Source organism: Flavobacterium hiemivividum, from assembly GCF_004349145.1.
Lineage (GTDB): Bacteria > Bacteroidota > Bacteroidia > Flavobacteriales > Flavobacteriaceae > Flavobacterium > Flavobacterium hiemivividum.
On the sequence record NZ_SMFO01000002.1, the window covers coordinates 356,638 to 382,658 of the forward strand.

The window sequence follows — 26,021 nt, forward strand, 5'->3', positions numbered from 1 at the left end:
CTAATGCAAAAATTTTCATTTAAAAATAGAATTGCCTTCAACTATATTATCACCACAGCTTTATTGATTTTTGTGGTGTTTTTTACTATTTATTCCATTGTAAAGTTCAGCGTTTACAATCATCTCAATAATGATATTGGCAAAGAGGTAAAGAATCACATGAACGAAATTGAAATAAGAGATAACACTATTTTTATTATTCATGTCGAAGAATGGAAAGAAAGAGAGCACAACACTGTTGATGTCAACCCTGTTTTTATTCAATTCTTAGATAATAATGGTTCTTTAATTGAAAAATCACCCAACCTAAAAAAACAAAACTTAATACTTCATAAGAATATCGACGACAATGAGCTATTTGACACCAAATTATTAAGCAATAAAATTCGGCAAATACAGATTCCAATATACAACCAAACAAAAAAAATAGGTTATTTATTGATTGCAATGTCTTTGGAAGATGCTTCAATGGTCCTTCAAAACTTATCTGAAGTGCTAATGATTGCTTTTCCTCTAATTCTAATTGTACTTTTTCTGATTGCACGGTTTATTGCCGGGAGAAGTATAAAACCAATTAGTTCTATTATAGAAACTTCTAATAATATTACCAAAGATAATTTGACTTCTAGAATTCCATTGCCTCAAAACCGTGATGAGCTCTACGTTTTATCTAAAACAATAAATAACTTATTAGACAGAATCGAAAATACCATTGAAAGAGAAAAAGAATTCACCTCTGACGCTTCGCATGAATTAAGGACTCCCTTGACCGTAATAAAAGGAACGCTGGAGGTTTTAATAAGAAAGCCAAGAAACGTTGAAGAGTACGAAGAAAAAATTAATTATTGTATTTCCGAAGTGAACCGCTTAAACAATCTGGTAGATCAATTGCTGCTGCTTGCGAGATTTGAAAATCAAAAACAAAGCTTAAAGAAGGAAAAAATTTGTTTAAATGCAGTTATTCTAGATTCAATTTCAAGATATTCGAATACAATTCAAACTAAAAATATTCAGGTTACAGCAGAATTTAAAAAGGACTATTATATTGAAACGGATATTTATTTATTCTCAATAATAATAAATAACTTAATTTCTAACGCATTAAAATATTCGGATATAAATACTAAATTAGCTATTACTATAACAGAAAATGATAATATAATCGAATGCAGTATAATCGATTCAGGTATTGGGATAGCTTCTAAGGATGTTGAAAAAGTTTTTAATCAATTTTTCAGATCTAATTCAACAGAGCATCCTGAAATTAAAGGAACGGGATTGGGACTATCAATCGTGAAAAAGTTATGTCTATTACTAAGTATTGACATTCGAATTTCAAGTCAGGAAAATATTGGAACGGCAGTAATGTTAAGCTTCTATAAAGAAGACCTTAAGTAGTTCTTAAGACAATCCTTACCGATTTACTGTATTTTTGAAAAATAAAATAAAGTAAAAAATGCTTGAAAAAATTATTGCTTTTAGTCTTAAAAACAAACTTATTGTTTTACTGTTTACCTTAGGAATATTTGGATTCGGAATCTATTCTGTTTTCCAAATTTCTATAGGAGCTGTCCCAGATGTTACCAACAATCAGGTACAGGTTATTACTACTTCGCGAAATCTTTCTACTCAAGATATCGAACAATACATTACGTATCCAGTAGAAATTGAAATGGCAAATTTGCCTGGTGTTATAGAAATTCGATCTATTTCAAAATTTGGCTTATCTGTGGTCACCATTGTTTTTGACGATGATTTGGGAACTTATTTACCGCGCCAATTAATTGCTGAAAAAATTAAAGCGGCATCAGAGAAAATCCCAGCAGGTTTTGGAACTCCAGAAATGGGACCCATTACTACCGGTCTTGGCGAAATTTACCAATACACTCTCGAGGTAAAACCTGAATTTAAAAATCAATATTCTGTAACTGATTTAAGAACCATTCAAGACTGGGTTGTAAAACGCCAATTATCGGGAATAAAAGGGGTAGTTGAAATAAATACTTGGGGCGGTTATTTAAAGCAGTATGAAATTGCATTAACCCCTTCTAAGTTAAAAGCCATGAACATCAGTACTACAGATGTTTTTACGGCGCTTGAAAACAATAATAGTATTGCCGGTGGTGCTTATATCGAAAAAGTAAATCAGAGTTATTTTATTCGAGCCGAAGGAAAAGTGAAATCGCTAGCCGATATTGAAAATATAGTAGTTAAGAATATAAACGGAATGCCAGTTTATGTAAAAAATGTAGCTGATGTCCGTTTTGGTCATGCAAATCGTTTTGGTGCTATTACCGGTAACGGTGAAGGGGAGAAGGTACTTGGACAGGTGATGATGCTGAAGGGTGCCAATTCTAAACAGGTAATCAATGACGTAAAAGCAAGAATTGCCGAAATCCAAAAATCATTGCCAGACGGAGTTTATGTAAATGGGTTCCTAGAGCGCAGTGAGTTAGTTGCTAAAACTACTTTTACAGTTGCTGAGAACCTTATTTTAGGTTGTCTAATCGTAATTTTTGTCGTGGTTTTATTGTTAGGAAACTGGCGTTCTGGATTGGTAGTGGCTTCTGTGATTCCGCTATGTTTATTATTTGCGATATCATTTATGAATATTTTTGGAATAGATGCAAACTTGATGAGTTTAGGCGCTATCGATTTTGGAATTATTATTGATGGAGCGGTAATTATCGTTGAGTTTATAGCTTTTCAGATAGCCAGTAAAGCAGCCCAATTAGGACCAATGTCTAAGGAAGACCGTCAACTAGAAATTGATCAGATTACTTATAAAAGTGCTTCAAAAATGATGAATTCGGCTATTTTTGGACAATTGATCATCTTAATTGTTTTTATTCCAATTCTTTCTCTTTCAGGAATCGAAGGTAAAATGTTCAAACCTATGGCAATGACGTTTAGTTTTGCCTTAGTGGGAGCGATGATCTTGTGCTTTACCTATGTTCCGGTTGTTTCTTCGCTATTTTTGAAACCAAAAGAAGAGAATACAAACTCGTTTTCCAGTAAATTAATACGGAAATTTAATTCGTGGTATTTTCCTGTCATAACATGGGCTTTAGGGAATACTAAAAAAGTATTATACGGCGCATTGGGATTATTAGTTATGGCAGTAGTTTTATTTAGCACTATGGGAGGGGAATTTATACCAACATTAGACGAAGGAGATTTTGTGATTCAGCCCGTATTAAAGACAGGAACTTCCTTGACAAAGACGATTGCTACCACGACTAAAATAGAACAAATTATTCTAAAAAACTTTCCAGAAGTAGAGCAAGTAGTGAGCAGAATAGGTGCTGCCGAAGTTCCTACTGACCCTATGAGTATGGAGGAAAGTGATGTAATAGTTAAGCTAAAGCCAAAATCAGAATGGGTATCAGCAGAAAGTAAAGATGAACTGGCAGATAAAATTAAAGCAGCGATTGAAAAACAAATTCCAAATATGGAAATTGAATTTACCCAACCGATCGAAATGCGTTTTAACGAATTAATCTCGGGGACTCGATCTGATGTGGCCGTAAAAGTATTTGGTGAAGATTTAAATGTATTAGCTCAAAAAGCACATGAAATCAAAAAAGCCATTGAAAAGGTAGAAGGAGCATCAGATGTTATTATCGAAAAAACGGAAGGTTTACCTCAAATGACCGTGTGTTACGACCGTTCTAAAATTGCTCGTTATGGTTTAAATATTTCGGAACTAAATGATATGATTGCGCTCGGATTTGCCGGAAAAACTGTGGGTAATGTATTTGAAGGTGAGAAACGATTTGATATGGTGATTCGTTTGGATCAAACCAATAGACATGATATTAATGACTTGAAAAATTTATATGTTTCAGCTCCTAATGGGGAACAGATTCCACTTCAGGAATTAGCCAACATTGAATACACAGAAGGTCCTGCCAAAATATCAAGAGATAACACGAATAGAAGAATAGTAGTAGGAATTAATGTTCGAAACAGGGATTTACAAAGTGTGGTTACTGACATCCAGCACATTGTGAATACAAAAATCAAACTACCTGCAGGCTATTACGTTCAGTATGGAGGACAATTCGAAAACCTTCAAAGTGCCAAAGCCAGATTGTTGGTTGCCGTACCTATTGCATTAATCTTGATTTTTATCTTATTGTATTTTGCTTTCGGTTCGATCAAAGAAGCCTTAATGGTGTATTCAGCAATACCGCTTTCGGCAGTAGGCGGAGTGTTATTTTTATGGATGAGAGGATTGCCTTTTAGTATATCAGCGGGTGTTGGTTTTATTGCGCTCTTTGGTATTGCAGTTTTAAACGGAATTGTATTAATTGAACATTTTAAAGAATTAAAACATCAAGGAATGAAAAACATTGATGAACTCATACTGAAAGGAACGACCGATCGATTGCGTCCTGTTTTGCTAACGGCCGCCGCTGCAGCCTTAGGTTTTTTACCAATGGCAATATCTTCTTCTGCAGGAGCAGAAGTGCAAAGACCTTTGGCAACAGTCGTAATTGGAGGTTTATTTACAGCGACAATTTTGACCATGGTAGTGCTACCTATTTTATTCAAGGTATTTGATGGAAAAGAGTTTAAAAAGGCAAAATTTAAAAAACACAATACTAACACCTATCTAATTCTATTGTTGCTGAGTACTTCGTTTGCCTTTGCACAAAATTCAAATCCCGAATTAGATAGTTTAATAGTAAAAGGTATTACAAATAATAAAGGCATAAAAGCCATTCAATTGCAGGTAGACAAGTACCAGGCTAGTATAAAAACTGCCTACACCTTTGAAAAAACCACTATTTATTACAATTATGATCAAAATAATCTGGCTTCTAATAATGAACCTTTGAAGATCTTTGGAGCACAACAAAGGTTTTCTTTCCCAACGGTTTATGGAGCTCAGAAAAAAGTTTATGAAACGGAATATAAAAAGAAAAAAGCCAGCTTTGAAATTCAAAAAAACAAACTTTCGTTAGAAATTTCTAAAGTGTATTATCATATTGCGTATATACAAAACCGTGAAAAGTTATATTTCTATTTGGATAGTTTGTATCAAAATTTTTCAAAAGCAAGTGATAGACGTTTTGAATTAGGTGAAACCAATTATTTAGAAAAAATAACCGCACAAGCCAAATTTAGACAAATAAAAACAAACTTGTCTCAAATTGAAAATGATAAAAAAGCACAGTATGACTTGTTGTATTCCTTGATTCAAACGGATGAAAAAATAGCTGTAAAAAACAATTCGATTACTCCCTTATTTAATACAACTGAAGAATTAAGTACTGGAATTCATAATGCCTATTTAGAGAGTGTTACGGCTAGTTATAAAAATCAAATCAAACTTGAAAAACAACATTGGCTGCCAGATTTGCATTTAGAATATTTTAGAGGTTCGAATACAGGATTGTCACAATCATTAAATGGTTTTCAAATTGGAATTGGGGTTCCCATTTTATTCTCGGGAAATATTTCAAAATCAAAAGTGGCTGAGTTAGAATTACAAAGTTGGGAGCAAGAAAAGCAAAACGAAGAACAAAAGAGAGAGCAGTTTATTCAACAAAAAAAGAACGAATTAGCCAAGTACCAGGAAGCAATAAATTATTACAAACAATATGGAAAAAAGTTATCGGATGAAATTATTAAGGTGGCGAATTTAAGTTATAAACACGGAGAAATTGATTTCTTCCAATATATTCAAAGTTTAGAGAACGCAACAGCTATTCAAGTTGAATACCTAGACAACGTACTTCAATTCAATGCAACCCAACTCGATTCACAATACCTTAATTTCTAATACATAAAAAATGAAAAAAACACTATATATACTCGCCTTGTCAATCGTTCTATTTTCGTGCAAAGAAACCAAAACAGAAGAAGCAGTTGCTACCGATGCTACTTTAGTCATGGTGACACTGCCGCAATTTAAATCTTCGTCAATGGAAATAGGAAGTCCTATTGAACAAGATTTTGAAGTAACTGTAAAAACAGCTGGAAAGATAGATGTTCCACCACAAAACAGAGCCAAAGTAACTACGTTTGTTGGAGGAAACATCAAAGCAACTAGGTTACTAGTAGGTGATAAAGTGAGAAAAGGACAAGTATTATTGACTTTAGAAAACACAGAATTTCTTGATATTCAAAAAGAATATTTGGAAGTAGCGGAACAGATTAAATATTTAAAATCAGAATACGAGCGTCAAAAAACATTGTTTGATGAAAAAATTACTTCTCAAAAAAACTATCTAAAAGCGGAAAGTGAGTATCGAAGAGCAAAAGCAATGTATCAAAGTTTAAAAGCAAAATTGCAGCTGTTAGGCATTAATCCCGCATACGTCGAAAACGGTAAATTGACATCGGTAATTACTATTTATGCTCCTATTTCGGGAGACATCGTGGTAATGAATGCCAATGTTGGTATGTATGTAGCGCCTTCAGATGTGATGCTAGAAATTATTGAAACGGATCATTTACATTTAGAATTAAATGTATTCGAAAAGGACATATTAAAAGTAAAAGTGGATCAGGACATCAATTTTACAGTGCCAGAAGCTACAAATGAAGTGTTCCACGCTAAAGTACATTTGGTAGGAAAATCTATTGAAGGAAATGACAGAACAATTAACATTCACGGGCATTTAGATGACAATATGAAGCAAAAATTGATCACCGGAATGTTTGTGGAAGCGGCAATTGTGGTAGATTCTAAAAAAGGACTGGCCATTCCAACAGAAGCTTTGATTACTGAGAACGACAAAAATTACGTACTTTTATTAAAGGAAGAAAAAAACGACAATTATTCTTTTAAGAAGATTGCGGTCAAAATAGGAGAGAAATCAGAGAAATATGTTGAAATTATTCCTGATAATCAAATTAATTCTTCTTCTAGAATTTTAACAAAAGGCGTTTTTGACGTGGTTAATTGATTATAAAGTATGGATTTAAATAAATTGAAAGGGCAACTGCAAACTGAAGTTGACACTGCTTTTCTTTATGATAGCATTGCCGAGATTCAAGCTGATGAAAATCTCAATAGGGTCTTACGAAGTTTGTCAGATATTGAGAAAGGGCATGCGCAACATATGTTGGATAAAGTAAGGACTATTGAACAGAAATACAAAATGCCTGCTCCATCTTCAAGAGCTAAATTTCAGCTCAAGTTGGGTAAGCTTTTTGGTTACGGATCCATAATCAGTAGCTTGTCAAGTATCGAAAAACAGTTTGCTGTCAATTCGATAAAGAATAAAATCGAAAAAGGAGAAAAGCCAACTGGTTTTGAACACAATCACCTTAATATAATAGAAGCGGTGAACAATAATGCGGCTTTAAATGTCTCTGGAGGTTTTCTTTCTAAATTTGAAAGCCGACATAAATCAGTCGGGGGAAATGCCTTACGCGCAGCTGTTTTAGGTTCTAATGACGGTCTGGTTTCTAACATGAGTTTGGTTATGGGTGTTGCTGGTGCTGCAGTCTCTAACAATACTATTTTATTGACGGGAATTGCAGGATTGATGGCTGGAGCTATTTCGATGGCACTAGGAGAATGGCTCTCGGTTCAAAGTTCTAGAGAATTGAATCAACGCCAAATCGACTTAGAGACAGAAGAATTAGAAGCATCTCCTGAAGAAGAAAAAAAAGAATTAGTTTTATTATATCAGGCCAAAGGAATGAATGTGATTGAAGCTCAAAAACTGGCAGATAAAGCTTTTGAAAACCATGAAACAGCCATTGATGCCATAATCACTGAAGAACTAGGTATAGATAAAGAGGAATTAGGAGGTTCTGCCTGGGAGGCAGCAATCGCTTCCTTTATTTTATTTTCAATTGGAGCCATTATACCATTATACCCTTTTATGTTTTTAGATGGTAAAAACGCTATACTTTTGAGTGTCGGTAGCAGTGTAATAGGGCTTTTTGGAATAGGAGCTGCTATTACATTGTTGACAGGTAAAGGAATTCTGTTTTCGGGATTCAGGCAAGTTTTCTTTGGATTAGCAGCAGCAGCAATAACGTATGGAATTGGATCCTTGATTGGAGTTTCTTTGGGGGGCTAAATATTGCAATAAATCAAGTTACATGAATTTATTCAAAAACAGATTATTAACTATTTAAATATAATACTATGAACGACGCGCATTTACATTTAATGGTAAACCATTTTCCGATCATCGGAACGATTTTCGGCATTGGAATATTAATAGCCGGTTTAGTGCTAAAAAATAACGCTTTAAAAAACACAGCCTATATTTTGTTCATAGTTGCAGCGCTTTTTGCAGCGCTAAGCATGAATACTGGTGAAGGAGCGGAGGAACTTGTTGAAGATATGCCTAATATCGGAAAAAAAATAATTCACGAACATGAAGAATTAGCTGAAAAGTTAGCTTTATTATTGTATGCTACAGGAATTTTTAGCTTACTGTCAATATATACAAGTAGCAAAAATCATAAATTGGCAATAATAGCATCTTATATTACATTATTTTTAGCGATCGGAGCAGCTGTGTTAGGGTCGAGTGTAGGAACTTCAGGTGGCGAAATACGTCACACTGAAATTCGTGATAATGCAGGGATTTCAGCTGTTGAAAGCGACAACGTAAATTCAGAGATTACGACGACTAGAAACGAAGAATAATGCTTTTTAACAAATTAGCGGTATTTAGTTAAACTAAAAAAGCTTTTTAATAAAAAAAAGTATTTATATTTGCACAAGTAAAAAAAGACAAAATTATGTTCGCTATACAATTACATCATCATCATTTTCATTATTGCTCTCAAGCGATGTGTTAACGATATGGTTGTAAGTCATCCTATTCTAAAACCCGTTTGAGTACATCAAACGGGTTTTTTGTTTAATATCCTTTGTACTCAAACATAATATTATAATCAAATAAAAAAAATTACAATGAGTACATTAAAAATTGCAATTCAAAAATCAGGACGTTTAAACGAAGAAAGTATTCAAATCCTAAAAGATTGCGGAATCTCGATCAACAACGGAATCGATCAATTGAAAGCCGAAGCTTCTAATTTTCCTCTTGAAGTTCTATACTTAAGAAATTCAGACATTCCTCAATATTTAATTGATGGTGTGGTAGATATCGCCATTGTTGGGGATAATTTATTAGTCGAAAAAGGAAAAGGAATTCAAGTTGTTCAGAAACTAGGTTTTTCAAAATGCAAAGTTTCAGTTGCAGTTCCTAAAACATTCGAGTACAATTCGATTCAAGATTTAGACGGACTACGAATCGCCACTTCTTACCCAAATACAGTAATTGAATATTTTAACTCTTTTGGAGTAAATGTTGATATTCACCAAATTTCTGGTTCTGTAGAAATTGCTCCTAATATAGGTCTTGCAGATGCTATTGTAGATATAGTTTCAAGCGGAAGTACCTTATTTAAAAACAACTTAAAAGAAGTTGAAATTATCCTTAAAAGTGAAGCGGTTTTAGCTGTTTCGCCAAAAGTAACGCCAGGCGTTCAAAAGCTAATTGATACTTTAAAATTCCGAATCGAGTCTGTTTTAAGAGCTAGAAAATCAAAATACATTTTGATGAACGTACCAAATGATAAAATAGAGGAAGTTGGAAAAATTCTCCCAGTATTGCGTAGTTTAACGGTATTGCCATTAGCACAAGAAGGATGGAGTAGTGTACACTCGGTAATCGATAAAGACACTTTTTGGGATGTAATTGATCAGTTAAAAGAGGCTGGTGCCGAAGGAATTTTGATTTGTCCTATTGAAAAAATGGTACTATAAAAATATAAATTATGAGTATGAATTATGAGTTTAATAAAAACGTCTAATTGATACTTTTGCGAACTTTGCGAATATCCTTTGTGAACTTTGCGGTTAAACCACAATAAAATGAACAAAATATACAATCCAAGTCCGGAAAACTGGTTTGCGATACTCGAAAGACCAACTAAAACGGTTGACGATATCGAGCAAACCGTAAAAGAAATTTTTAAAGAGGTTCAGAAAAAAGGAGATGAAGCAATCTCAAAATATACTTCGTTATTTGATGGCGTGACGATCAGTAATCAAGAGGTGACTGAAACGGAAATAAAGGAGGCTGTCGCTGCAGTTTCGGATGAACTAAAAGTGGCAATACAATTGGCTAAAGGCAATATCGAAGAGTTTCACGCAGCACAAAAAACAAGTCGCGTTGAAGTCGAAACTATAGAAGGAGTTAATTGCTGGCAAGAAAAAAGACCAATTCAAAAGATAGGTTTATATATTCCAGGCGGAACGGCACCTTTGTTTTCTACCGTATTGATGCTTGCGGTACCAGCAAATATCGCGGGATGCAAAGAGATTGTTTTATGTTCGCCGCCAGATAAAACTGGAAAAATAAATCCAGCTATACTATATGCCGCTAATTTATGTGGAGTCACTAAAATTTTAAAAGTGGGCGGAATTCAAGCGATCGCTGCTATGACTTTTGGAACCAAAACGATTCCGAAAGTATATAAAATTTTTGGACCAGGAAATCAATTTGTAACCGTAGCCAAGCAGTTAGCAACCCAATACGGTGTTGCAATTGATATGCCTGCAGGACCATCGGAATTATTGGTTGTTGCAGATGATAGCGCTGTTCCAGCATTTGTAGCCTCAGATCTATTGTCGCAAGCAGAGCACGGAACGGACAGCCAAGTAATTTTGGTGTCAACCTCAAAGACATTAATTGACGCCGTTGAAGAAGAAATCCAAATTCAATTAGAGGCCTTACCAAGAAAAGAAATTGCCGAGAAAGCAATTGCTAATTCAAAGTTGATTTTTGTCGAAAATGACCAAATCGCTTTAGATTTAATCAATGAATATGGCCCAGAACACTTTATAGTATGTACGTCATCGGATGATTTTTATATTGATGGAATCGAAAATGCAGGTTCTATTTTTATAGGGAATTATACACCGGAAAGCGCGGGAGATTATGCTTCTGGAACAAATCATACTTTACCAACAAATGGTTATGCTAAAAACTATAGCGGCGTAAACTTGGATAGTTTTACAAAATCAATGACTTTTCAGAAGATTTCTGAAGTAGGAATTCAGAATATTGGAAAGGCAATTGAAGTGATGGCCGAAGCGGAAGGCTTGCAAGCACACAAAAATGCAGTTACATTACGATTAAAAGCGATTAAATATGGAAAATAGTTTCGACATAAATAATTTAGTTCGTGAAAACGTTAAAACGATGAAGCCGTATTCATCTGCTCGTGATGAATTCAAAGATTTTGATGTTGCTCAAATGATATTTTTGGATGCCAATGAAAATCCATATCAAAATGGAGTGAACCGTTATCCTGATCCACAGCAAAGTAGTGTAAAAGTCGTTTTGGCCAAACAAAGAAACCTGAAAGTAGATCAAGTTTTATTAGGTAATGGAAGCGACGAAGTATTGGATTTATTATTCAGAGCTTTTTGCGAACCCAAAACTGACAATGTAATCACTTTACCACCAACGTACGGAATGTATAGCGTATTGGCGAATATTAATGCAGTTGAAAATAGAGAGATTTTATTATCTCAAGATTTCCAGCCCGAGATTGATGCTATTTTACAAGCTGTCGACGCAAATACAAAAATGATCTTTTTATGTTCGCCGAATAACCCAACAGGGAATTCTTTTTCTGATGAAAGTGTGGTTACTTTACTTCAAAACTTTAATGGATTGGTAATAATTGATGAAGCTTATATCGACTTTTCAAAGAAGCAAAGTTGGTTAAATGAATTAGATGAATACCCTAATTTGATCATTACGCAAACCTTATCAAAAGCGTATGGTTTAGCGGGCATTCGATTGGGAATTTGTTATGCTTCTGCAGCTATTATTTCGGTTTTAAACAAAATAAAGCCACCTTATAATGTGAATGAATTAACACAACAAAGAGCATTAGAAAGATTAGCAGATAAAGAAAAAATACAATTAGAAATAGACTCAATTTTAATACAAAGAGATGATTTACTTAAAGTATTAAATGAAGTGAATTTTGTATCAAAAATTTATCCAACCGAAGCTAATTTTGTTTTAATAAAAGTAGATGATGCCAATAAAAGATATGCAGAATTGATTGCTAAAGGAATTGTGATTCGTAACAGAACAACCCAACCTTTATGTGAGAACACCTTGCGTTTGACTATTGGTACAGCGGAAGAAAATAAGAAGTTAATGGAAGCTTTGCAAAGCTGTTAATGATAACAACTCTTTCAGGGTTTTGAACCCTAAAAGAGTTTTGAAAAATATAAGAATGAAAAAAGTACTTTTTATCGATCGTGATGGAACGATCGTTTTAGAACCAGAAGGATATCAATTAGATAGTTTAGATAAACTGGAGTTTTATCCCAAAGCATTTCAATATTTAGCTAAAATCGCTAAAGAACTAGAATACGAATTGGTCATGGTGACTAATCAAGACGGATTAGGAACGGACAGTTTTCCAGAAGATACTTTCTGGCCTACTCAAAATTTCATTTTAAGAGCTTTCGAAAATGAAGGTGTTCTTTTTGATGATATTTTTGTAGATCGTTCTTTTCCCGAAGATAATGCGCCAACGCGCAAACCAAGAACTGGAATGTTAACAAAATACATCGATAATCCCGCTTACGATTTGGCAAATTCCTTTGTATTAGGAGATCGTTTAACAGATGTCGAATTGGCTAAAAACCTTGGTACAAAAGCCATTTTCATGAATGTTAGTGAAGGTGCTGGAGTTACAGAAATAGCTTCCAAGCGCGAAGAATTGGATGATATTATCACCTTACAATCAATTGATTGGAAGGAAATATATGAATTTTTGAAATTAGAAGCACGTTCAGCTACAATTTCGAGAAAAACGAATGAAACCGATATTTACATCAATCTGAACTTAGACGGAACAGGGAAAAGTAAAATTGAAACTGGAATTGCTTTCTTTGACCATATGCTAGACCAAATTGCCCGTCATGGCCAAATGGACTTAGAAATCCTTGTAAAAGGGGATCTGGAAGTTGACGAACACCATACTATTGAAGATACCGCAATTGCTTTAGGTGAAGTTTTTGCGAAAGCATTAGGAAACAAATTAGGCATTGAGCGTTATGGTTTTTGTTTGCCAATGGATGATTGCTTAGCGCAAGTGGCGATTGACTTTGGAGGTAGAAACTGGTTGGTTTGGGAAACCGAATTCAAACGAGAAATGGTAGGGAAAATGCCAACAGAGATGTTTTTACATTTCTTTAAATCTTTCTCTGATGGAGCAAAAGCAAACATCAATATCAAAGCCGAAGGAGAAAACGAACATCATAAAATCGAAGCTATTTTTAAGGCTTTCGCCAAAGCGATAAAAGTAGCCGTAAAACGCGATACTGAGAAAATGATTTTGCCATCGACGAAAGGGATGTTGTAAAAATTTGTTTAAAGTTTCAGGTTTAAAGTTAGCACGATAACTTTAAACCTGAAACTTTAAACTTGAAACAAAAATAGATGAAAATAGTAATCATAAATTACGGAGCAGGAAATATTCAAAGCATTATGTTTGCCATTGAAAGATTAGGATTCAAAGCGGTTTTAAGTAACAATCCAGACGAAATAAAAGCTGCGGATAAAGTGATTTTTCCAGGTGTGGGCGAAGCCAGTTCAGCGATGAAAATGCTTCTAGAAAGTGGTTTGGACAGTCTAATTCCAACATTGACGCAACCTGTTTTAGGTATTTGTTTGGGTATGCAGTTGATGTGCAATGCTTCTGAGGAAGGTAATACAAAAGGTTTGGGGATATTTGATGTGGATGTGATTAAATTTACTCCAAAAGTAAAAGTGCCACAAATGGGTTGGAATCAAATTTATAACTTGAAATCGCCTTTATTCGATGGAATCGCTGAAAACGAATACATGTATTTAGTACATAGTTTTTATGCCCCAGATTGTGCGGAATCCATTGCAACCACAAATTATGAAGTTGAATACGCATCAGCTTTGCAAAAAGATAATTTTTACGGAACCCAGTTTCACCCTGAAAAAAGCGGCGATGTGGGAGAAAAAATCCTAGGAAATTTTCTAAAATTATAAATAATTTAATGGCAAAAATCAATTTCAATCTTAACTAAAAAAACGTTAATCTACAATCAAAAAACGAATGAGAATAATACCAGCAATAGACATCATCGACGGAAAATGTGTTCGCTTGTCAAAAGGAGATTACAATACCAAGATAATTTATAATGAAAATCCAGTAGAAGTAGCCAAAGAATTTGAAGCTCACGGCATTGAATACTTGCATTTGGTAGATCTTGACGGTGCAAAATCAAGTCAGATTGTCAACTATAAAATATTGGAGCAAATCGCTTCTAAAACGAAACTAAAAATTGATTTTGGTGGTGGTTTAAAATCGGATGCCGACTTAAAAATTGCTTTCGAAAGTGGCGCTAGCCAAATTACCGGTGGAAGTATTGCGGTTAAAAACAGAGTTTTATTCGAAAAATGGATTCAAGAATACGGCGCTGATAAAATTATTCTTGGAGCAGACGCTAATAATGAAAAAGTAGCGGTATCAGGTTGGTTAGAAGAATCTGATGAAGACTTAATTCCCTTTATAGAAGGATATCAAGCTAAAGGGATTCAACATGTTATTTGTACAGATATAGCCAAAGATGGAATGCTCGAAGGGCCGAGTTTCGATTTATATGCTAAAATTCTGGCGGAAGCCAAAGGAATAAAATTAATCGCTTCGGGGGGAATTTCTACCTTTGATGAATTACCAAGATTAGCCGAATTAGGTTGCGAAGGAACCATTATAGGAAAAGCCATTTACGAAGGGCGAATTTCGTTGAAACAATTGGAAAATTATATTTTAAATAAATAGATTTTTTCGCAAAGTCACCCAAAGGAAACACAAAGATTGTCTAAGATTTTTGTGTGTCTCTGCGCCACCTTTGTGAATCTCTGTGTAATACAACAATTATGCTTACAAAAAGAATCATACCCTGTCTCGATATAAAGAACGGTAGAACGGTAAAAGGCATTAATTTCGTAGATTTACGTGATGCTGGCGACCCCGTGGAATTAGCTAAAATTTATTCAGATGAAGGAGCCGATGAATTGGTGTTTTTGGATATTTCTGCAACAGAAGAAAGAAGAAAAACTTTGGTTGATTTAGTACGAAAAGTGGCTTCTACCATTAATATTCCGTTTACGGTAGGTGGCGGAATTTCATCTGTAGAAGATGTGGAGATTTTACTTCAAAATGGAGCAGATAAAGTTTCAATCAATTCGTCGGCAGTAAAAAACCCGAAATTGATAAATGACTTGGCTCAAAAATTTGGAAGTCAATGTGTAGTTGTTGCAATCGATGCCAAACAGATTGACGGTCAATGGATAGTGCATTTAGTTGGTGGAAAAGTACCAACGGAATTAACCTTGTTTGATTGGGCAAAAGAAGTGGAAGAAAGAGGAGCAGGGGAAATCCTGTTTACGTCCATGGATAATGACGGAACGAAAAACGGTTTTGCTAATGAAGCCTTAGCCAAGCTTTCGAGTTTAGTCAATATTCCGATAATTGCTTCTGGAGGTGCAGGAAACATTCAGCATTTTGTAGATAGTTTTACCGTTGGAAAAGCTGATGCCGCTTTGGCAGCAAGCGTATTTCATTTTAAAGAAATCGAAATAAAAGAATTGAAAATAGAACTAAAAAATAATAATATCGAAGTCAGAATATAGATCAGAGAGCATAGAAAATAGACTGAGAATTGAGGGTTGATTTATTCTCTATATTCTATTCTCTTTATTCTTCCTAAAAAAAATAAAAATGAACATAGATTTTTCAAAAAACACGGATGGATTAATTCCGGCCATAATTCAAGATAGCGAAACCAATGCTGTTTTGATGTTAGGCTACATGGATGCAGCGGCCTATCAAAAAACAATCGATACTAAAAAAGTAACTTTCTACAGCCGTACCAAACAAAGACTTTGGACAAAAGGTGAGGAAAGCGGTAACTTTTTGAATGTGATTGACATCAAAAATGACTGTGACAACGACACCTTATTAATTCAAGTCAAACCAGAAGGACCAACATGTCACAAAGGAACTGATACTTGCTGGGCCACAGAGAATAAATCGGATTACGGTTTTATTTCTGATCTAGAAGAAACGATTCAAGTGCGAAGAGAGAACGCAGATTCTGAAAAGAGTTATGTGGCCTCTTTGTTCAAATTGGGAATCAATAAAATTGCACAGAAAGTGGGTGAAGAAGCAATCGAAGTGGTCATCGAGTCAAAAGATGATAACGATGACTTGTTTTTAAGTGAAAGTGCCGACTTGCTTTTTCATTATCTCATTTTGCTTCAAGCGAAAGGATTCAAAATCAACGATGTAGTTGACGTTTTAAAAAGCCGTCAAAAATAGAGACTCTTTTCTTGTTAAATTCAACCTTGCAAACCCAATAGTATTTTCATTTACTATTGGGTTTTCTTTTTTCTTTTATTTCAGGTCTCAATCCACTATATTTACTTTTATTATACAAAATACCACTATACGCGTTATGAATCTTGACAATACAACTAGTACATTAAAATCAAAGCAAACCATCATAAAAACTGGACTTCACATAATATTAACCACAGACGAAGACGATATACGTCCAGTATATCTCGCAGGAAATTTTAACAACTGGAGTACCCAAGACAAGGAGTTTGTAATGAAGAGAATTGGAACGGGCGTATATCATTTCAAATTCACACATGATTTCGACTATCCAGAAACACTTTTGTACAAGTTTACAAAAGGTGATTGGAGTGAAGTGGAAATTGACAGCGAAGGAAATCGTACTGAAAACAGATCTACGACGCAGCATACAGGAGTACAAAAGGAACATGTAGGAAGATGGCGAAGAAACTGGCTTCCTTTTAAACAAAACTATTTGCCACAGGTTCTTCTTATCTCTGATGAATTTGAAATTCCGCAGCTGAATCGAACTAGAAAAATATGGGCGTTGCTTCCACATGACTATGATACCTCAGGCGAAAGTTATCCCGTAATGTATTTGCAGGATGCACAAAATTTATTCAATGAGAATGCTGAATTTGGCAATTGGGAAATAGACAAAAAACTGGCAGTAATGTCAGAATATAAAATTGGTAAAATTATTATAATTGCTATTGAACATGCAGACGAAGATAGAATTCAAGAATACAATGTTGGCAGAACAATATTAGGAAAAGGACAGGGAAAAAAATACATTCGTTTTGTGACCAAGACCTTGAAACCCTTTGTAGATAATAATTTCCGCACTAAAAAAGACCGTGCTAATACCGGAATTGGAGGGAGTTCGATGGGAGGACTTATCAGTATTTTTAGCGGTTTGCGATATCCAAAAGTATTTGGTAAATTGATGATCTTTTCGCCTTCACTTTGGGTAAAACCTGATATGAAAATAAAAATGGACGAAGAGCAAACAGAGGACACTAAAATATATTTGTATGCCGGTGGCGATGAAAGTGATACCATGATTGAACATGTAAAAAACTTCAAAGAAAGAGCGATCGCAAGTGAGTTTGTAAAAGACAAAATGAAAATTAATTTGAGTATCAATAAGGAAGGAAAACACAATGAGACCTATTGGAGTGATGAATTTCCAAAAGCGATAGAGTGGCTTTTTTTTAACACCAAAGACAATTAGATGAAAACTAAAGAAATAGATAAATTAGATAATTTTTCAGGAACAGTTTTAGTACCTGTTTTTGAAACCACTGTTAAAAGCATTGTTCCCATTAAGTTTGAAGGTTTAGAAATTTCGTCGAAAGTGTTCTACGGTAAGAAAGACACGCATTATTTAGCTGAGAAAGATGGTAATACCTATATATTTATCGGACTGGGGAAAACAATTGATTATAAAGTATTAAAAACAATTGCTAGGAGAATTTCGTTTAAAGAAAAAGAAAGTTTAGGTAATAGTGTCGCTTTATTTATACCAGAAGAATTCAATAATGATCAAGTGGAAGCCACGGTTTCGGGCTTGTTATTAGGCACCTATAATTTAGGTCATTATAAAAAGAAGGACGAGCATCCTTTTTTAAATCCTGATTTTGAATTGGAAATCCTGTCCTCTAAAGATCACACTGCAACAGTTGATAGAGCGATTAAAATAGCCCGCGCCCAACTTCAAACTTTAGCGCTGGTTGATTTGCCGCCAAATAAGGCTACTCCTAAATATTTGGCTAACTGGGCTCAAGATAAGGGAGCAAAATACGGTTTTGAAGCAAATGTTCTTGGTCTGGAAGCTTGTGAAATAGAAGGACTTGGAGCTTTTTTGGCTGTAGCCAAAGGGAGCCAAAACGAACCACAATTCATTATAATGAATTATACTCCAGCTGCGACTATTCCTAATTTGAAACATGTAGGTTTAGTGGGAAAAGGAATCACTTTTGATACTGGAGGACTTAACATAAAAACAGCTGGAATGCTGCATATGAAGTGCGATATGGCCGGCGGTGCTGCGGTTTTTGGTGCCATGCAACTTATTGCAGATTTACAATTGCCCGTAAAAGTTACTGCGATTGTTCCTTGTGCCGAAAACGCTGTTGATTCTAAAGCTTTTTTACCAAGTGATGTGATTCATAGCTACGACGGAACCTCAATCGAAATTATTGATACTGATGCTGAAGGTCGTTTGATCTTAGCTGATGGAATTTCTTATCTAATAAAAAACTTCGATCCAGAATATATTGTAGATATCGCCACACTTACAGGAAGCAGTGTTGGAACTTTAGGGTACGAATGTGGCGCTTTGTTTACCAATAATAAATCTATTTCTAAAAAACTTCAAGAAGCGGGAGATTCAGTAGGGGAAAGACTTTGGCAATTGCCACTTTGGGATGCGTACAAACAAGATATAGAAAGCGATATTGCTGATGTTAAAAATTATAGTGGAAAACCAGTAGCCGGCGCCATTAGCGCGGCTAAATTTTTAGAATATTTTACGCAAGAGCATGCTGCATGGGCACATTTAGACGTTGCTGGTGTTGCATTTGGCGACGATGAATTTGCAAAAAGCAAACATGCTACGGGGTACGGAGTACATTTATTAACCAAGTTCATTGAAAATTTATAAGCTTATGCAAAATCCTAAAACATTTATTTGTATTTCTAATTATTTCAAGGGAGCCGATTTTTTAATTCATTTAAAAAGTTTGGGCAACAAAGTCTACCTTATCACTAGTGAAAAACTGAGAGATAAACCATGGCCGCATGACGCTATCGATGAAACATTCTACATGGCTGGTCAGGATACTGACTGGAATTTAGAGCATTTATTATTGGGCGTAGGTAATTTAATGAAGTCCAATAAAATTGATGCTATTGTTGCATTAGACGATTATGATGTAGAAAAAGCGACCTATCTAAGAGAGAATCTGAGAATTGACGGTATGGGACAAACTACAGGTCGTTACTTTAGAGATAAACTGGCGATGCGCATGAGAGCGAAGAGTTGTGGAATTTTGATTCCTGATTTTTGTTCGTTGTTTAATGATCATGATATCAATGCGTTTGCTGACGATGTATCTCCGCCCTGGGTTTTAAAACCTCGTTCAGAAGCCTCAGCATCTGGTATTATAAAAGTTTATGACAAAGAAGCTTTATGGATTCATATTAACGAAATGGGGAACAACCGTTTTAAATATTTACTAGAAGAATTTATACCAGGAGCGGTTTACCACTGTGACAGTTTGATTTTAGATCGAAAAGTCATTTTTAGTTTGACTTCAAAGTATTTGGCTACGCCAATGGAGATATCGCATGGAGGCGGAGTTTTTCGTAGTTCGAATATTCCGTATAATTCGGAAGATGATAAGGCGATAAAAAAAGTAAATGAACAAGTTTTGAAAGGCTTCGGATTAAAATTTGGCGCCGCACATACTGAATTTATAAAAAGCGATCAGGATGGAGAGATTTACTTTCTAGAGACATCATCTCGTGTAGGTGGAGCCCATATTGCAGAAATGGTAGAAGCCGCATCGAACATTAATCTTTGGAAAGAATGGGCAGCTATTGAAGATGCATTGGTAAGAGAAAAGAAATATATTTTACCCAAAGTAAAAAAAGGGTATGCAGGAATTGTACTTACCTTGTCTAAATATGAAAATCCTGATTTATCATCCTTTTCTGATTCCGAGGTCTGCTTTAGAATCCCTTTGGAGTACCATGCAGGATTAGTAGTGAAGTCAGATAAAAATGATAGGATTTTAGAGTTATTAAATGATTATGTCGATCGCTTAGTTGCCGATTATTCCGTTGTAGTACCGCAGGAAAAGGTATCTAAGTTGCATTAGTTTTTTCTTTTAAAGTTTACAAATAAGCGACCATTTTTAATTGATGAGTCGCTTTTTTAATAAACTTAATTTAACTCCAAATCGTATTGTTATTATTACCTTCGAAGAAATTTTTAAAAAATTAAAATTAGATTTTATTATTTCTTCAGATGAAAAAAATGGTTCTTCTTTTATGTATTTTATCCTTTCTAAGTTGTAAAACACCACATGCACAGGATTCGTCTGTAGTTCAAAAGTCTGCTCAAGATTCACTTTTCACAATAGCATTTGGTTCCTGCGACAACCAAAAGATTAAAAACGAACTTTGGCCAGACATAGATGGTAATCATCCTGCTGTTTGGATTTGGGGCGGAGATAATGTTTATTCGGATACTGAGGACATGCAATTTCTTGAAAATAATTATAAAATTCAAAAGCAAGATTCAGCGTATCTTTCGTTTATTAAAAATAAAATCATTCTAGGAACTTGGGATGATCATGACTTCGGGGCAAATGATGGGGGAGTTGAATATCCATTTAAAAGAGAAAGTCAACAATTATTACTCGACTTCTTAGGTACTTCAAAGAATGCTACTGAACGAAATAGACACGGAGTTTATACCGCAAAAACGATTCTTGTAAATAAAAACCGCGTAAAAATTATTGTATTAGATACCCGATTTTTTAGAACTAAACTAACGAAAGCATCTGGGAATAAACGTTTTCAACCTAATAAATACGGTGAAGGAACGGTTTTAGGTGTTGAGCAATGGCAATGGCTAGAAAACGAACTCAAATCATCGAACGCCCAGTTTAACGTTATTGTAAGTAGTATTCAATTTTTGTCTAATAAGCATGGTTTTGAAGCTTGGGCAAATTTTCCTCATGAAGTGGAGAAGTTAGAAAAAATGATAGTTTCCTCAAAAGCACGTGGTGCTTTTATAGTATCAGGTGATCGCCATATTGCGACTTTTTCTTCCAAAAATGTTAGTGGTTTAAATTATCCTTTAATTGATTTTACTTCAAGCGGATTAACGCATACTTATACCACTTATTCAGGAGAGGAAAATCCATATGTAAAAGGTGAAGTAGTAAACGACATTAATTTTGGTCTACTAAAGTTTGATTTCGAAAATAATAAAGTAATTATGCAAATACGAGGAAAAGAAAACAAATTACTCCAAGAATTTATTCAAGATTATCCCCGAAAATAAGATTTAGAGAATTAAATTTACAGATTATAAAAGTTTAAATTTATTTATAACGAATACAATATGAAAAAGCAGATAGCCATTTTATTATTATCATTTTTAGCATTTAGTGAAGCAAAAGCACAACATCATTTAGAACAAAAATTTACCAGACAAGATAGCTTAAGAGGAAGTATTACCAAAGAAAGAGCTTGGTGGGACGTTAAATACTACCATTTAGATATTAAAGTAAATCCGAAGGATAGTACTATAACTGGTTCAAACACTATTAAATACAAGGTTGTACAAGAGTACAACCGCATGCAAATTGATCTTCAAAATCCTTTAACAATAAATAAAGTGATTCAGGACGGTGTCGAATTAAAGTACAACAGGGAAGGTAATGCCTACTTCATTGACTTGGTTGCTCGACAAAAAGAGGGTAGTATAAAAGAGCTTAAAGTTTTTTACGGCGGAAAACCAAAAGTGGCTAACAACCCACCATGGGACGGTGGTATAACTTGGAAAAAAGACAGTAACGGTAACCCATTTATAGCGTCAACTTGTCAAGGATTGGGAGCTAGTGTTTGGTGGCCAAACAAAGATCATATGTACGATGAAGTTGATACTATGCTAATTAGCGTGAATGTTCCTGGAAATTTGACGAATGTGTCTAATGGACGTCTGCAAAGCGTTAAAAAACTAAAAGACGGAACAAAAACCTTTAATTGGTACGTTTCGAATCCGATCAATAATTACGGAGTTAATATAAATGTAGGCGATTACGTTTCCTTTTCAGAAAAATACAAAGGAGAAAAAGGCAATTTAGACCTAAGTTATTATGTTTTAAAAGACAATTTGGCTAAAGCCAAAAAACAATTTAAAGATGCACCTAGAATGCTTGAGGCTTTTGAACACTGGTTTGGGCCGTATCCTTTTTATGAAGACAGTTTTAAACTGGTAGAAGCGCCATATTTAGGAATGGAACATCAGAGCTCGGTTACTTATGGTAACGGTTTTGAAAATGGTTACAGAGGTACGGATTTAAGTGGAACAGGTTGGGGGCTAAAATTTGATTTCATCATAATTCATGAAGCTGGACACGAATGGTTTGCCAATAACATTACAAATAAAGATATCGCAGACATGTGGATTCATGAGAGTTTTACCAACTATTCTGAAAGTATCTTTGTGGAATATTTTTATGGAAAACAAGCCGGTTTTGAATACGTAAGAGGACTAAGAAAAAAGATTCAGAACGACAAGCCAATTATAGGAACCTATGATGTAAACAGTGAAGGTTCAAGTGATATGTACTACAAAGGAGCTAATATGCTTCATACTTTACGCCAAATTGTAGATAGCGATGAAAAATGGAGATCGATATTAAGAGGATTGAACAGTACTTTTTATCATCAAACGGTAACTACAAAACAAATTGAGGGTTACCTTAGTGACCAAGCTGGGCTGGATTTACAATCTTTCTTTGATCAATATTTAAGAGACACTAGAATACCTACATTAGAGTATTTCTTCAAAGACAATAAAATGGGCTTTCGTTGGACTAACTGTGTTGCAGACTTCAATATGCCGGTAAAAATTTTCATTAATGGAAAAGAACAATGGCTTAAACCAACAATAGAATGGACAAATAACACTATTTCTGTTGAGAATCCGAAACTTAAAATGGATCCAAATTTTTATGTAGCAGAACTTAATATTACAGAATAATTTTAATTAATTTTACCAAGGTTTATTAAAAACAGCATTGCCAAATTCCATTTGCTTTATGAAAAATTCAATTACGCTACTATCTCTATTCTTCAGTATTGTTGTTTTTAGTCAAAACAGCACAAAAAATCAAGGAGTAGAGATGGATAGTATTGAAAATCAAGCAAGTCCTTTTCGAATTAATCTTGATTCAATAGGACTTGTAAAATCAAGTGAAATGCTAGATGAGGAAGCATATTGGGCACTTATTGATAATTCAATTAAGGAAACTACAAACCAAGAAGATCAAGAAATTTTTCTAGTTGCGGCAATTGAGAAATTGACTCCTCAGGAAATGATAGGCTTCCGTTTGCGAACAGACAAACTCCTTTTTGATAGTTATAATCCTGAATTATGGTGTGCGGCTTATATAGTTAGTGGCGGATGCACTGATGGCGGATTTGAATATTTTAGATGTTGGTTGATTTCTCAAGGTAAAGAAGTGTTTTACAAAGTAAAATCTAAGCCAGACACTTTAATTGATCAAGTCGTTGAAGACAAAGAATCTTATGAATTTGAAGGGTTTTGGTATGTGGCGATGAATGCATTCAAAAACACAACAGGCCAGGATTTGTATGCCTATATTGATTATGATACTTTTGTGACCAATGACGAAAACTATCCATTATTAAATTTTAATTGGAATCCAGATGAACCGGAAACCATGGGGAAAATTTGTCCCGTTTTATTCGAAAAGCTTTGGAAATAAAGGTGTTATCTTTCAAATAAACCGATAGTTCCACCAACCCAGTCTTTGTCTTTATTGAATTTTACACCTATCATTTCGCCACGGCTTAAACGAACCAGGTTGCATAATAGAGTAGGAGCGACATCATCTTTTTTCCAAGTGCAAAGTACACGAACTTCTGCTTTTACTTTGCCATCAGGAGATTGTACGATGGGAATATAGTTTACTTTCTTCTGAAGAATATAGAGTTCTTTTTCTTCAACTGCTTCGATATCTTCTTTTTTTACATGGAAAATAACGCCTGTACCAGAAAAAGAAAATAAGGGTTTTAATACATAATTCTCTAAATCTTTAGGGATTTCAGTCAAGTCGCTTAGCAATGTCGTTTCAATAAAATATTTCCCTTTTAAGAAAGGTAGAATGAATTTACTGATCCTAAAAAACCAATTGGGATGTCCAGCCCATTCTACATCAAGATCATCGGAGAAGCTAAAGTCTAATTTTAAATCTGTTCGTAAATCTAATTCGTCAAAAATTACCCTGTTGTAGATGCGCTTGACAAGAATATCCTCACCGTTTTCGTTTTTGTAAAATAGTTGGCGGCCTTTTTTAATTAGCTCCGTTACGCACACAATCGGCATTCCAATATCTCTTTTGCAATAATAAAAGTCAATTTTAGTGTTTTGCTTTCCGGGCTCTATTTCGAGTAAAATAACATTTTCCGCAGGATGATTGTTACAGATTACTTCTTCTACAATATCGAGATATTCTTGTTCGTTAAGTCCATTAAAGTAAGGAGTCAATTCGTTGAGAAAAGGATATTGACACACAAATTTGTTGTATAACATTGCCTGATAATTGTATAAAGTAGGAAAGCCTTGTACTTCAATCAACTTCGGGATTACAGCACCGTCTTCTTCGCAAATTCCAAAATCAATCGCTAAAAAAGTGGTGTGCTCATCTTCATTAGGAACTTTTGTATTTAAATCTAATGATTTATTTGTCAAGGACTTAAACCCTTCTTTCTGAATTAAAGCTATAACATCTTGACAGCCTTCTATTAATTGTTCTTTTAGCTCGTTAGAAATAAAAAAAGGAGTTTCCGCTATTCGAAAAGTAGGTTCATAATCAAAATCGGCTGCAATATCATCTTTTAATAGTTGGTATTTTTCTTCCGTAAATTGCTCATTGAAGTGCTTTCGATATTTTGAAATCATAACGACTAGGAGGTATTAATTAGACATTATCTTTTTTGTTTTTAATAAATCGTTTATCGCCGTACGAAGAAAATTCGGAATCAAGGTTTCGTTCGTTCTGTAGATTTTGTCGTCATCCATCAAATCTTCTAGCATATTTCTAAACTTTCTTTTTCCTTTCATTTCTTTTATCTTTTCCTTGGCTTCCTTATTTCTAAGGTGAGAAACGAAGCTAATTGGATCTGCTTCAGGATGAAATTGTGTTCCTACAAAATAATCTGTGAATCGCACCGCCATAATTGCACGCTCGTATTGTACATGATCTCTTATTTTTTCGAGGGAAATTATTTTGGCTCCCTTTTTCGAAAAAACTTTAAGATTAGGCTGTACCACTTGGTAATCTCTAGAATCAATAGCATAGAATGGATCGCTTAAGCCTTCGAATAAAGGATCTGTTTGACCTTCTTTGGTTTTATGGATCGTCATTACTCCAAAGGAAGTATCATTCCTTTTTGTTATCTCTGCTAAGCCAAAGTGCTTGCAAGCCATTTGAAAGGAATGACAAATAAACAATACATGTTTTTTTACCGGATTTTCTAAGTTCCATTTGGTTAAAGTATCAATAAATGCGTAGTATTTTGTATCCCAAGTGCCATCACCAATTAACGGATTTCCTGGACCGCCAGTTGAGATATAAATATCGTACTGCTCGATTTCGGGTAATTCACATTTTCCTCTTACATCATATATTTTGAAGCTAACAAAAGGGCTAAATCTGTTTATGATGTCAATTATACAGCGCATTCCCTGATTAGGTTCACCATTGTACATGTCTAAAAGAGCGATTGTAATTTTTTTCTTGTCCATCTTGGTAATCGTTAATAAAAAGTAGGTT

21 protein-coding genes are annotated in these 26,021 nt (G+C 34.5%); 19 read left to right on the forward strand and 2 right to left on the reverse strand.

Annotated elements, in window-relative coordinates; translation table 11 throughout:
* Positions 1-3 precede the first annotated feature (3 nt).
* From E0F98_RS05580 to E0F98_RS05670, 19 genes are all read left to right on the forward strand, one after another.
* Positions 4-1,398, forward strand: coding sequence for a sensor histidine kinase (locus tag E0F98_RS05580; RefSeq protein WP_132109631.1), 1,395 nt, complete (start codon positions 4-6; stop codon positions 1,396-1,398).
* Positions 1,399-1,456: 58 nt separating this feature from the next.
* Entirely contained in the window at positions 1,457-5,791 is a 4,335-nt protein-coding gene (locus E0F98_RS05585; protein ID WP_132109632.1) for a CusA/CzcA family heavy metal efflux RND transporter, read from the forward strand.
* A gap of 10 nt (positions 5,792-5,801) precedes the next feature.
* The gene (locus E0F98_RS05590) at positions 5,802-6,920 is read left to right on the forward strand and encodes an efflux RND transporter periplasmic adaptor subunit (protein WP_132109633.1); all 1,119 of its coding nucleotides are present in this window, start codon (positions 5,802-5,804) and stop codon (positions 6,918-6,920) included.
* A 9-nt stretch (positions 6,921-6,929) separates the two neighbouring features.
* The gene (locus E0F98_RS05595) at positions 6,930-8,048 is read left to right on the forward strand and encodes a VIT1/CCC1 transporter family protein (RefSeq protein ID WP_132109634.1); all 1,119 of its coding nucleotides are present in this window, start codon (positions 6,930-6,932) and stop codon (positions 8,046-8,048) included.
* Between the two features lie 68 nt (positions 8,049-8,116).
* Complete coding sequence (locus tag E0F98_RS05600) at positions 8,117-8,626, forward strand: hypothetical protein (RefSeq protein ID WP_243699200.1); 510 nt, start codon at positions 8,117-8,119, stop codon at positions 8,624-8,626.
* 270 nt (positions 8,627-8,896) lie between these two features.
* Positions 8,897-9,754 carry an ATP phosphoribosyltransferase gene (gene hisG, locus E0F98_RS05605; RefSeq protein ID WP_132109635.1) on the forward strand — a complete coding sequence of 286 codons (858 nt, stop codon included), beginning with the start codon at positions 8,897-8,899 and terminating at the stop codon, positions 9,752-9,754.
* Between the two features lie 108 nt (positions 9,755-9,862).
* Complete coding sequence (gene hisD, locus E0F98_RS05610; protein WP_132109636.1) at positions 9,863-11,155, forward strand: histidinol dehydrogenase; 1,293 nt, start codon at positions 9,863-9,865, stop codon at positions 11,153-11,155.
* Positions 11,145-12,194, forward strand: coding sequence for a histidinol-phosphate transaminase (gene hisC, locus E0F98_RS05615; RefSeq protein WP_132109637.1), 1,050 nt, complete (start codon positions 11,145-11,147; stop codon positions 12,192-12,194). The genes hisD and hisC overlap by 11 nt, the downstream gene beginning before the upstream one ends.
* 55 nt (positions 12,195-12,249) lie before the next feature.
* Positions 12,250-13,386 (forward strand): bifunctional histidinol-phosphatase/imidazoleglycerol-phosphate dehydratase HisB, encoded by a 1,137-nt coding sequence (hisB, locus tag E0F98_RS05620; RefSeq protein ID WP_132109638.1) that lies wholly within the window; start codon positions 12,250-12,252, stop codon positions 13,384-13,386.
* A 77-nt stretch (positions 13,387-13,463) separates the two neighbouring features.
* Positions 13,464-14,045: an imidazole glycerol phosphate synthase subunit HisH gene (gene hisH, locus E0F98_RS05625; protein ID WP_132109639.1), complete on the forward strand. Its 582-nt coding sequence runs from the start codon at positions 13,464-13,466 to the stop codon at positions 14,043-14,045.
* 67 nt (positions 14,046-14,112) lie between these two features.
* Positions 14,113-14,838: a 1-(5-phosphoribosyl)-5-[(5-phosphoribosylamino)methylideneamino]imidazole-4-carboxamide isomerase gene (gene hisA, locus E0F98_RS05630; RefSeq protein WP_132109640.1), complete on the forward strand. Its 726-nt coding sequence runs from the start codon at positions 14,113-14,115 to the stop codon at positions 14,836-14,838.
* A gap of 98 nt (positions 14,839-14,936) precedes the next feature.
* Positions 14,937-15,692 carry an imidazole glycerol phosphate synthase subunit HisF gene (gene hisF / locus E0F98_RS05635; RefSeq protein WP_132109641.1) on the forward strand — a complete coding sequence of 252 codons (756 nt, stop codon included), beginning with the start codon at positions 14,937-14,939 and terminating at the stop codon, positions 15,690-15,692.
* A gap of 88 nt (positions 15,693-15,780) precedes the next feature.
* Positions 15,781-16,380 (forward strand): bifunctional phosphoribosyl-AMP cyclohydrolase/phosphoribosyl-ATP diphosphatase HisIE, encoded by a 600-nt coding sequence (gene hisIE / locus E0F98_RS05640; protein WP_132109642.1) that lies wholly within the window; start codon positions 15,781-15,783, stop codon positions 16,378-16,380.
* 136 nt (positions 16,381-16,516) lie between these two features.
* On the forward strand, positions 16,517-17,653 hold the full coding sequence (locus tag E0F98_RS05645; protein WP_132109643.1) for an alpha/beta hydrolase: 1,137 nt from the start codon (positions 16,517-16,519) through the stop codon (positions 17,651-17,653).
* Entirely contained in the window at positions 17,654-19,084 is a 1,431-nt protein-coding gene (locus E0F98_RS05650; protein ID WP_132109644.1) for a leucyl aminopeptidase family protein, read from the forward strand.
* Positions 19,085-19,088: 4 nt separating this feature from the next.
* Complete coding sequence (locus tag E0F98_RS05655) at positions 19,089-20,303, forward strand: ATP-grasp domain-containing protein (RefSeq protein ID WP_132109645.1); 1,215 nt, start codon at positions 19,089-19,091, stop codon at positions 20,301-20,303.
* A gap of 149 nt (positions 20,304-20,452) precedes the next feature.
* A complete protein-coding gene (locus E0F98_RS05660) occupies positions 20,453-21,496 on the forward strand; it encodes an alkaline phosphatase D family protein (RefSeq protein ID WP_132109646.1) in 1,044 nt (347 codons plus the stop codon).
* 60 nt (positions 21,497-21,556) lie between these two features.
* Positions 21,557-23,203, forward strand: a complete 1,647-nt coding sequence (locus E0F98_RS05665) for a M1 family metallopeptidase (protein ID WP_132109647.1) — start codon at positions 21,557-21,559, stop codon at positions 23,201-23,203.
* Between the two features lie 58 nt (positions 23,204-23,261).
* Positions 23,262-23,951: a DUF4240 domain-containing protein gene (locus tag E0F98_RS05670; RefSeq protein WP_132109648.1), complete on the forward strand. Its 690-nt coding sequence runs from the start codon at positions 23,262-23,264 to the stop codon at positions 23,949-23,951.
* A gap of 5 nt (positions 23,952-23,956) precedes the next feature.
* Here the strand turns inward: E0F98_RS05670 and E0F98_RS05675 are convergent, their stop codons facing one another.
* Positions 23,957-25,147, reverse strand: a complete 1,191-nt coding sequence (locus E0F98_RS05675; protein ID WP_132109649.1) for a hypothetical protein — start codon at positions 25,145-25,147, stop codon at positions 23,957-23,959.
* A gap of 15 nt (positions 25,148-25,162) precedes the next feature.
* On the reverse strand, positions 25,163-25,993 hold the full coding sequence (locus tag E0F98_RS05680) for a type 1 glutamine amidotransferase (RefSeq protein WP_132109650.1): 831 nt from the start codon (positions 25,991-25,993) through the stop codon (positions 25,163-25,165).
* Positions 25,994-26,021 lie beyond the last annotated feature (28 nt).

Bases quoted from the DNA above. Each gene is read 5' to 3' on its own strand.
- E0F98_RS05580 (WP_132109631.1), top strand. From the start codon at position 4: ATGCAAAAATTTTCATTTAAAAATAGAATTGCCTTCAACTATATTATC.
- E0F98_RS05585 (WP_132109632.1), top strand. From the start codon at position 1,457: ATGCTTGAAAAAATTATTGCTTTTAGTCTTAAAAACAAACTTATTGTT.
- E0F98_RS05590 (WP_132109633.1), top strand. From the start codon at position 5,802: ATGAAAAAAACACTATATATACTCGCCTTGTCAATCGTTCTATTTTCG.
- E0F98_RS05595 (WP_132109634.1), top strand. From the start codon at position 6,930: ATGGATTTAAATAAATTGAAAGGGCAACTGCAAACTGAAGTTGACACT.
- E0F98_RS05600 (WP_243699200.1), top strand. From the start codon at position 8,117: ATGAACGACGCGCATTTACATTTAATGGTAAACCATTTTCCGATCATC.
- hisG (WP_132109635.1), top strand. From the start codon at position 8,897: ATGAGTACATTAAAAATTGCAATTCAAAAATCAGGACGTTTAAACGAA.
- hisD (WP_132109636.1), top strand. From the start codon at position 9,863: ATGAACAAAATATACAATCCAAGTCCGGAAAACTGGTTTGCGATACTC.
- hisC (WP_132109637.1), top strand. From the start codon at position 11,145: ATGGAAAATAGTTTCGACATAAATAATTTAGTTCGTGAAAACGTTAAA.
- hisB (WP_132109638.1), top strand. From the start codon at position 12,250: ATGAAAAAAGTACTTTTTATCGATCGTGATGGAACGATCGTTTTAGAA.
- hisH (WP_132109639.1), top strand. From the start codon at position 13,464: ATGAAAATAGTAATCATAAATTACGGAGCAGGAAATATTCAAAGCATT.
- hisA (WP_132109640.1), top strand. From the start codon at position 14,113: ATGAGAATAATACCAGCAATAGACATCATCGACGGAAAATGTGTTCGC.
- hisF (WP_132109641.1), top strand. From the start codon at position 14,937: ATGCTTACAAAAAGAATCATACCCTGTCTCGATATAAAGAACGGTAGA.
- hisIE (WP_132109642.1), top strand. From the start codon at position 15,781: ATGAACATAGATTTTTCAAAAAACACGGATGGATTAATTCCGGCCATA.
- E0F98_RS05645 (WP_132109643.1), top strand. From the start codon at position 16,517: ATGAATCTTGACAATACAACTAGTACATTAAAATCAAAGCAAACCATC.
- E0F98_RS05650 (WP_132109644.1), top strand. From the start codon at position 17,654: ATGAAAACTAAAGAAATAGATAAATTAGATAATTTTTCAGGAACAGTT.
- E0F98_RS05655 (WP_132109645.1), top strand. From the start codon at position 19,089: ATGCAAAATCCTAAAACATTTATTTGTATTTCTAATTATTTCAAGGGA.
- E0F98_RS05660 (WP_132109646.1), top strand. From the start codon at position 20,453: ATGAAAAAAATGGTTCTTCTTTTATGTATTTTATCCTTTCTAAGTTGT.
- E0F98_RS05665 (WP_132109647.1), top strand. From the start codon at position 21,557: ATGAAAAAGCAGATAGCCATTTTATTATTATCATTTTTAGCATTTAGT.
- E0F98_RS05670 (WP_132109648.1), top strand. From the start codon at position 23,262: ATGAAAAATTCAATTACGCTACTATCTCTATTCTTCAGTATTGTTGTT.
- E0F98_RS05675 (WP_132109649.1), bottom strand. From the start codon at position 25,147: ATGATTTCAAAATATCGAAAGCACTTCAATGAGCAATTTACGGAAGAA.
- E0F98_RS05680 (WP_132109650.1), bottom strand. From the start codon at position 25,993: ATGGACAAGAAAAAAATTACAATCGCTCTTTTAGACATGTACAATGGT.